At 63.6% G+C, this 2049-nt stretch carries 3 protein-coding genes; 2 read left to right on the top strand and 1 reads right to left on the bottom strand.

The genetic code is table 11. The annotated features are described in order from the left end of the window. Positions 1 to 474, bottom strand: a 474-nt coding sequence (locus tag B2W70_RS13085) for a glutamate--tRNA ligase family protein (RefSeq protein ID WP_286746298.1), incomplete at its 3' end; no start/stop codon positions are given. 69 nt (positions 475 to 543) lie between these two features. Between B2W70_RS13085 and B2W70_RS13080 the strand changes: the two genes are divergently transcribed. Continuing rightward, positions 544 to 1395: an AraC family transcriptional regulator gene (locus tag B2W70_RS13080; RefSeq protein WP_052157284.1), complete on the top strand. Its 852-nt coding sequence runs from the start codon at positions 544 to 546 to the stop codon at positions 1393 to 1395. Between the two features lie 124 nt (positions 1396 to 1519). Beyond that, complete coding sequence (msrA, locus tag B2W70_RS13075; protein ID WP_008652077.1) at positions 1520 to 2029, top strand: peptide-methionine (S)-S-oxide reductase MsrA; 510 nt, start codon at positions 1520 to 1522, stop codon at positions 2027 to 2029. Positions 2030 to 2049: the final 20 nt, after the last annotated feature.

The following is a 2049-nucleotide window of genomic DNA, read 5'->3' as shown; positions in this document are numbered from 1 at the left end:
GCGGTACATGAAGTCGAAGTAGTTCGACGCGTAGTACAGGTGGCTTTCCTGCTTGCCGTTGAAGTTGGATTCCCAGTTGAAACCCAGCCACTGCACCGCGTCGAGGATGGAGTCCACGTACTCCTTTTCTTCCTTCTCGGGGTTGGTGTCGTCAAAGCGCATGTGGCAGACGCCGCCGTAGTCGCGCGCCAGGCCGAAGTTCAGGCAGATGCTCTTGGCGTGGCCCACGTGCAGGTAGCCGTTGGGTTCGGGCGGGAAGCGGGTGCGGATCTTGGCCGGGTCGGGCTGGCCGGCGTCGTGGAAGGCGGCATCACCCGGGCCGCCGCCCCATTGGCGCTGGGCGTAGGTGCCGGTGGCGAGGTCTTTTTCAATGACCTGGCGCAGGAAGTTTGACGTCCTGAGCGCCTGGCCCTCAATTTCTGCGGGAGCTTGGTGGTGTCGAGAGATGCTGGACGAAAGGGACGGGGGGGGCATGCAGTCATTCTAAGGAGAGGCGGAAGCTCCAAGATAATCAAGGTCTAACCCACAACAGGTGTCACGCGCTTGAACCAAAGCACTCCCTTGCCGAACGCCTCTCTGCTGAACCAGCTGTTACGGTTCACCCCCACGGCGCGCATGTTTTTCTCGGGAAATCTCTGTACCCTGACGCAGGGATCCGAGGCTGACGGCCTCAAGCAGGGGACGATGCACCTGCTGAGTCGCGGCGAGCTGCAACTGACGCGCAAGGGCTTTGCGCCGCTGAACGTGCGGGCGCCCAGCGTGCTGTTGCTTCCCCGCGCGTTGGAGCACTGGGTTCAGGGCTCAGGGCCGCAGGGGGTGGACCTGATGTGCGCCACCCTCAGTGAATTGGCGCCGCCGCTGGACATGATCTTGCCGGACGTCACGGTGATTGACTTGACCGCCACGTCATCGCTGCAGCGACCGGTAGAGCTGCTGTTCGAGGAGGCCGAGGCACGTGCTTTTGGTTATCGGGCAGCGATCGACCGCCTGCTGCAATACACCTTCGTGGTGCTTGTGCGTCACCTGATTGATCGGCAACTGCTGTCCGGCGGTGTGCTGGAGGCCATGGTCGACAGCCGTCTGGGTGTGGTGCTGTCCATGCTGCACGAATCGCCAGAGCACGACTGGACGCTTGACAGCATGGCGGAGCTGGCGCACCTGTCCCGGTCTGCCTTTGCCCTGCGCTTTGTCCAGGTGGTGGGCATACCGCCGTTGACCTACTTGACCCACTGGCGCATGGCGGTTGCCCGCAACCTACTCGCGCAAGGGCAGGCAGTGAAGGCGGTGGCCTCTCAGGTGGGCTACGGTAATGCCACCGCATTCGCGCGAGCGTTTCAACGGGCCTCGGGGCAATCGCCCAGCGCTTGGCAGATGGAGCATCTGAGTCAGCCGTAGGTCCATCGCGCCCTGGTTCTGGACGATCGGTGGCGTGATGCGGACGCCGAATGCCGTTGTGCTGTGCCGAACGGACCCGACTTCAGGTTCAATGCCTTGAGGCAGAACTTTGAAGGAGATCACGATGAACCCGAGCGAAAAAGCAGTCCTGGCCGGCGGTTGTTTCTGGGGCATGCAGGACCTGGTGCGCAAGCTGCCTGGCGTGTTGCGCACCCGTGTGGGCTACAGCGGCGGCGATGTGCCCAACGCCACCTACCGCAACCACGGCACCCACGCCGAGGCGTTGGAGGTGGAGTTCGACCCCACGCAGACGAGCTTTCGCGACCTGCTGGAGTTCTTCTTCCAGATCCACGATCCGAGCACCCCGGGGCGCCAGGGCAATGACCGCGGCAGTTCCTACCGGTCGGCCATTTTCTACACCTCGGACGAGCAGCTGGCCACGGCGCAGCAGACCATTGCCGATGTGAATGCCTCGGGTTTGTGGCCGGGCAAGGTGGTCACCGAGCTCGCGCCCGCGGGGCCGTTCTGGGAGGCCGAGCCCGAGCATCAGGACTACCTGGTCAAGCACCCCAACGGCTACACCTGCCACTACCCCCGTGCGGGCTGGAAGCTGCCGCGACGCGAGATCGGCTGACGGCCAACGCTCAAGAACGG

It is taken from the genome of Aquabacterium sp. UBA2148, assembly GCF_002328915.1.
Lineage (GTDB): Bacteria > Pseudomonadota > Gammaproteobacteria > Burkholderiales > Burkholderiaceae_C > Aquabacterium > Aquabacterium parvum.
This window is presented reverse-complemented; position numbering and strand designations above follow the sequence as displayed.

What these genes read in the sequence shown, in the direction of transcription:
- msrA (WP_008652077.1), top strand. Translation starts at nt 1,520, where the DNA reads ATGAACCCGAGCGAAAAAGCAGTCCTGGCCGGCGGTTGTTTCTGGGGC.